This window comes from Sphingomonas rustica (genome assembly GCF_039652585.1).
Taxonomy (GTDB): domain Bacteria; phylum Pseudomonadota; class Alphaproteobacteria; order Sphingomonadales; family Sphingomonadaceae; genus Sphingomonas; species Sphingomonas rustica.
The window spans coordinates 325,514-331,625 of sequence record NZ_JBDIZK010000005.1; the positions used below are offsets into that span (position 1 = coordinate 325,514).

Consider the following 6,112-nt stretch of genomic DNA (forward strand, 5'->3'; position numbering starts at 1 on the left):
CATCCCTTATCGATGTGTCGCTCGACGAGGGATTTGAAGGCGCGGATCTGATCCCGATCGAGCGGGCCAAGTTCGAAAACCTATGGGCACAGGGGATCGACGAGCCGTTCTGGTTTGCGCGCTAGTCCCCGCGATCTTAGCCGGGTGGAGGGGGTGGTGACGCCGGGCGTTCCGTCAGACCGATGGTGCACCGCATGCCCCCTTCCTCCACGACGCTGCGCGATGAACCGGTGAGATGGGCTCAGGTCTCGCATCAGCCGACCAGGCCGAGAAGGTGGAGCCCCACCCCTGCCGCCGAAGCGGCGAGGAGGGTCGGGATGACGCCGAGCTTGAACCGAAGAACGGCGACGACCGCCGCGGCGCAAAGGACCAGCGCCCAGGGATCGACGCTGGCCAGCACCGGCGCGTCGAACCGTACGGGACCCGCGGACACCGGAACCGTGTCGCGGAAGATGGTGTGGAGTGCGAACCAGATTGCGAGGTTGAGCACGACCCCGACCACCGCCGCGGTGATCGCAGCCAGCGCGCCCGACACGGCGGCGTTGCCGCGTAGCCGTTCGATGAACGGCGCGCCCAGGAAGATCCAGAGGAAGCACGGCGTGAACGTCACCCAGGTCGCGAGCAGGCCACCAAGCGTCGCGGCGAGCAGCGGATCGATGCCGCCAGCGTTGCGATAGGCACCGAGGAAACCGACGAACTGCAGGACCATGATCAGCGGACCGGGCGTGGTCTCGGCCATGCCGAGGCCGTCGAGCATTTCGGTCGGGCGGAGCCAGCCATAGCCTTCGACCGCCTCCTGCGCGACATAGGCGAGCACGGCATATGCGCCGCCGAAGGTAACCGTCGCCATTGCCGAGAAGAAGGTCGCGATGCGGCTGAAGACATTGTCGGGGCCGAGCACGACGACGAGGAGAACGACCGGCACCAGCCACAGCGCCAGCCAGACGACCGCGGTGTGCAGCGTTTCGCGCCACGTCGGGCGCGCATGTGCCGGCAGCTCCTGACCCAGCAAGGTGTCGGCATCGTCGACATGAACGCCCTTCGACGCGCCGTGTCCGCCGCCGCCGGCGAAGGCAGTCGATCCGGCGCGGCTGGCGAACCATCCGATCAGGCCGGCGGCAAGCACGACCGCGGGAAACGGAACGCCCATGAAGAAGATCAGCACGAAGGCCGCCCCCGCCAGCGCGAACGCCGCGTTGGACCGCAGCGCCCGGCTTCCGATCCGCACGACCGCCTGGAGCACTACAGCCAGCACCGCCGCCTTCAGTCCGAAGAACAGCGCCGTGACGATCCCGAGCTTCCCGTAGAGGACGTAGATCCAGCTGAGCGCCATGATCGAGACCAGGCCGGGCAGGACGAACAAGGTGCCGGCGACGATGCCGCCCCGGGTGCGGTGCATCAGCCAGCCGATATAGGTGGCGAGTTGCTGTGCCTCCGGCCCGGGCAGCAGCATGCAATAGTTGAGGGCATGCAGGAAACGCTGTTCGCCGATCCACCTTCGCTCCTCGACCAGGATGCGGTGCATCACCGCAATCTGGCCGGCGGGGCCGCCGAACGACAGCATCGCAACCCTGAGCCACACCCAGAATGCCTCGCGGAGGGTCACCGGTGCCGGGCGAACGGAGGTGGCCGGGCCGGTCATCGCCGCGCCGCTCATGACCGCGCCTCGCGCGGTGTGTGGGAGGCCCAGTCATGGGTCTCGGCGCGCGCGTCGCGGCACCAGCGGTAGAGCGCGTCGTAGAACGGCATTCCGGCGTCGAGCTGTTCATGATCGTCGCCATGCATCCGCGACAGCCCGAGCGACAGGGCGAGCAGGCCGGCGGCTTCCGGAACGAGATCGGGCTTGCCGGTGTCGGCGCCGCGCACGATCGCGGCAAGATGAACCAGACCGGGGAACGCGCCAAGACCGAACGCATCGACCATCAGGTCGAAGGTGCAGCGATCGCCGCGGTGGCTCCAGAATACGTCTTCATGGGCAACGTCGAAAGGCGTCGCGCCCGCGTCGCGCGCCACCGTCAGGACATCGGCAGGCGGCGCGAAGAGGAAACGCGCACGCGGATCGACGAAACGGCGGATCAGCCAGGGGCAAGCGATACGGTCGACCTTGGGGCGCGAGCGCGTCACCCAGACGGAGCGCCCTGCCCCGTCACGACGCGGCAGCCGCGATGCGTCCAGCAACGGCAGGCCAGCGGCCCGCCAGGCGGCGATCCCGCCTTCCAGAACGTCTGCGGCGACGCCCTCGGTCCGCAGCCAGGCCGCGGCCGCTTGTGCCGACGAGGATCCGTCGGCATCGACCAGCACTGCGGGTCCGGCGATGGTTCCGGACCAGCGCTCTACTTCATTGGCGGCCAGTCTGAGGCTGCCGGGGATCAGAATCGCATCATCGGCCGGTCGGACGTCGATGATGGCGGGCGAGGAAGGCGTGCCGATCAGGCGCGCCAGCTTGTCGGGGGCGATGTGATTTGGAGAGGGCATGCGGCGTCCATGGTTGAATGACAGGACGCGATTCTTCGGCTGACGCCTCGTGGGGAGACCGCGGTCCCCATGGGCTTAGTAAGCATTTTGGGCCGGGGGCTGTCAAACGGCCTTGTGCTGCGTTTGTCCGCTTGAGACCGGGTTGCGCGCACCCTTGGATCCGGGATGTGCCAGCCGGTGGATGCCGGCCTCGGCCGGCATGACGGGTGTGTGGGCGGACGGTATCGAACGACGTATTTCCTCCGCGTCACGAGGGAGGAATCGAGCCTCCCGCTTCGCCTGACCAGTTCCCCCTCACCCTTGCGCCGGCTGCGCCGGCTCCCTCCCTATCCACAGGGGAGAGGGAATTTAGCGCCCGCATGTCGCCGGTCACGTCTGCATTACCAACTCGTAATCATCCCATCCGGACCCTTCTGCCACCTCCTGCGTTGCCGCATCCGAGCTCCCAAGCTCCATTACGACAGGAGATTTCCATGAAGCTGTTCTTCCTGGCGACGGCCGCGGCGATGACGTTCTGCGCGGGCGGCGCGATGGCGCAGACCGCCGATCCGGCGCCGCCGCCCACCCCCAGCTCGCCGGAGACCGGCGCGCAGAGCGAGACGCCGCGTGGCGGCTATGCGCCCGCCACCCCGTTGTTCAGCTCGCCGCCGCCCGCGGGCGCCAAGATCGAGTTCGTGCCCAGCACGCTGACGCCGACCCAGGCCTTCCCGCCGCCGGCGCCGCTCGCCAATTACCCGATCTGCAAGAAGGGCCAGTACGACCAGTGCCGCCAGCGCGGCGGCCGCTGAACACCCGCAGACCGGAAGGGGACCGGGGTGGCCATGATGCACCCGGTTCCCCTTTTTCCATACCCGTTCTACGAAGCGCTCCGACTCAGATGACGGGAGAGCGCTTGCCATGACCATTTCCTTCGAGGGTCGCGTCGCGATCATTACCGGCGCCGGCGGTGGGCTGGGCCGGGCCTATGCCCTCGAACTCGCCCGTCGCGGCGCCCGGGTGGTCGTCAACGACCTGGGCGGGTCGCGCGACGGTACCGGACATTCGGATGCCGCGCTGAAGGTCGTCGAGGAGATCGAGGCCGCGGGCGGCGAGGCGCTGTCCAATGGCGGCAGCGTGACCGAATATGACCAGATGGTCGCGATGGTCGAACAGGCCAGGGAACGCTGGGGCCGGGTCGACATCCTGATCAACAATGCCGGCGTCCTGCGCGACAAGAGCTTCGCCAAGATGACGCCCGAGGATTTCGAGTTCGTGGTGAAGGTCCATCTGATCGGATCGGCCAACTGCACCAAGGCGGTGTGGGACACGATGCGCGAGCAGAATTACGGCCGCATCCTGATGACCGCGTCGTCGACCGGGCTGTACGGCAATTTCGGCCAGGCCAATTACGGCGCGGCGAAGCTGGGCCTCGCCGGACTGACCAAGACGCTCTACCTCGAAGGTGCGAAGCACAATATCAAGGTCAACACGCTGGCCCCGACCGCCGGCACGCGCATGACCGAGGACATCTTCCCGAGCGAGGCGTTCAAGGCCTTCTCGCCCGAGACGGTGGCGCCTGCCGCACTCTATCTGGTGTCCGAGGACGCACCGACCAACGCGATCGTCGGCGCCGGCGCCGGCGTGTTCCAGGCGGCCTATGTCACGCTGACCCAGGGCGTCCACCTGACCGGCGACGCGCTGAGCCCCGAGGGCATCGCGGCGCACTGGGCCGAGATCACCGACCGGGCCGGCGAGATCGTCCCCAAGTCGGGCGCCGAACAGGCGATGTCGATCATGGCCAGGCTGCAGGGATGAGACCGTTCGAGAAAATCGCGAAATAGCGATTTTCGAGGCGGCACCTGCCCGCGCCCCCACCCGACCACCCATAGAATATTGCCGTCGGGTGATCGGGCGGGGGAGCGGGCCGGAGCTGCAACGCACAGACAGGCACGTTCCTGAACGATCTCCCTGACACCGATCCGCTCCTCGCCGGCAGGTGTATTGCCATAGCAACACGGTGGTGTCATACTCCAGTACAACACAGGAGGAGGACCCATGTATAGCGAAAGCGATCTTGCAGGCGCGGTGGCGGCGGGGGCACTCACCCCCCAGGCTGCCGAGGCCCTGCGCAACCATGTCGCCGCGGTGCGATCGACGCCAACGGTCGACGAGGAGCATTTCCGGCTGCTGACCGGATTCAACGACATCTTCGTCGCGATCGCCGCCGGACTGATCCTGGTCGCGGTCGGCTTCATCGGGTCGTACATTGCCGGCAAGGCGATCGGCGGCACGCCGAACGACCCGGCCGATATCGGCGCGATGCTGAGCGCGGGCGGCTTTACGGTCGCGATCACCAGTTGGCTGCTGGGCGAATATTTCACCCGCCAGCGGCGCATGGCGCTGCCGAGCATCCTGATGCTGCTGGGCTTTGCCGGCGGGCTGTTCGCCGGGTTCGGCGGGCTGCTGGGCGGCAACCTGCCCTGGTATGCCGAGAAGCTGGGCATCGGCCTTGCCGACGAGCTGGCGGTGAACCGGCTGGCCGGGACGATCGCGGTCGTCGTCGGGGTGCTGACCGCAGCGGGGACCTGGGTCCACTGGCGCCGGTTCATGGTGCCGATCACCGTCGCGGTCGGCGCGGTCGCGCTGGTGACGGTGGCGGTCGGGGCGATCATGGCGTTCGTGCCGGGATCGGACGCATGGCTGAACGCGATCCTGCTGGTCGCCGGGCTGGCGGTGTTCGCGGTGGCGATGCGATGGGACATGTCCGACCGCGAGCGCCGCACGCGCCGGTCCGACGTCGCCTTCTGGCTGCACCTGGCCGCGGCGCCGCTGATCGCGCACCCGGTCTTCCACATGCTGGGCGTGTTCAACGGCAATATCAGCCCGGCGATGGCGGGCGTGGTGCTGGCGCTGTACATCGTCTTCGCCTTCGTGGCGCTGGCGGTGGACCGCCGCGCGCTGCTGGTGTCCAGCCTCGTCTATGTGCTGTGGGCGATGTACGCGCTGTTCGAACTGACCGGCGCGGTCGAGCTGAGCGCGGCGCTGACCGGGCTGGTGATCGGATCGGCGCTGCTGATGCTGTCGGCCTTCTGGCAGCCGATGCGCGCCCGGGTGGTGGGCCTGCTGGGCGGGCTTCGCGAGAGCCTGCCGCCGACGCAGCAGGTGGCGATGGCGTAAGGGTCGGGGGCCCGGGATCAGGGGGGACGGGGCCTGTCAGGATTTTCGTGTGCGGGCGGGCGGTTGAACATTACGCCGCCATGGCCTTGATGAAGCGCTCGCCGAAGATGACGGCGAACTGGGCCTTTGCCATGGACCACTCACGTGGCGGCATTTTCCACTCTTTCTCGGACCGGTTCAAGATCAGATAGAGCAGCTTGGTGGCAGCGTCGTCGCTGGGGAAGTGGCCCCTGGCTCTGACCGCCCGCCTGAGCTTGGAGTTGAGCGCCTCGATGGCATTGGTGGTGTAGACGATCCTGCGGACCTCGTCGGGAAAGGCGAAGAACGGGATGACCTCGCTCCACGCGCGCCGCCAGCTCTGGCCGATGGCGGGATAGCGCTGGCCCCAGGAACCGGCCTCGAACGCCGTCAGCGCCTTCTCGGCAGCGTCGGCATCAGTGGCGCGGTAGATTTGCTTGAGCGCCGTCGCCAGACCCTTGCG

General features: G+C 67.8%; 6 protein-coding genes. 3 read left to right on the plus strand and 3 right to left on the minus strand.

Features of this window, described 5'->3' with window-relative positions:
- Positions 1-253 precede the first annotated feature (253 nt).
- On the minus strand, positions 254-1,657 hold the full coding sequence (gene chrA, locus TPR58_RS10870; protein ID WP_346246675.1) for a chromate efflux transporter: 1,404 nt from the start codon (positions 1,655-1,657) through the stop codon (positions 254-256).
- Entirely contained in the window at positions 1,654-2,475 is an 822-nt protein-coding gene (locus TPR58_RS10875) for a chromate resistance protein ChrB domain-containing protein (protein ID WP_346246676.1), read from the minus strand. The genes chrA and TPR58_RS10875 overlap by 4 nt, the downstream gene beginning before the upstream one ends.
- Positions 2,476-2,948: 473 nt before the next feature.
- Here TPR58_RS10875 and TPR58_RS10880 point away from each other — a divergent pair, with 473 nt between their 5' ends.
- From TPR58_RS10880 to TPR58_RS10890, 3 genes are all read left to right on the plus strand, one after another.
- Positions 2,949-3,263, plus strand: coding sequence for a hypothetical protein (locus tag TPR58_RS10880; protein ID WP_346246677.1), 315 nt, complete (start codon positions 2,949-2,951; stop codon positions 3,261-3,263).
- Positions 3,264-3,372: 109 nt separating this feature from the next.
- Positions 3,373-4,269: an SDR family NAD(P)-dependent oxidoreductase gene (locus TPR58_RS10885; RefSeq protein WP_346246678.1), complete on the plus strand. Its 897-nt coding sequence runs from the start codon at positions 3,373-3,375 to the stop codon at positions 4,267-4,269.
- A 240-nt stretch (positions 4,270-4,509) separates the two neighbouring features.
- Positions 4,510-5,631 carry a hypothetical protein gene (locus TPR58_RS10890; RefSeq protein ID WP_346246679.1) on the plus strand — a complete coding sequence of 374 codons (1,122 nt, stop codon included), beginning with the start codon at positions 4,510-4,512 and terminating at the stop codon, positions 5,629-5,631.
- 70 nt (positions 5,632-5,701) lie between these two features.
- On the opposite strand, the gene TPR58_RS10895 is transcribed toward TPR58_RS10890, so the two are convergent.
- Positions 5,702-6,112: transposase (locus TPR58_RS10895; RefSeq protein ID WP_346246680.1), on the minus strand; the 411-nt coding region annotated here is incomplete at its 5' end.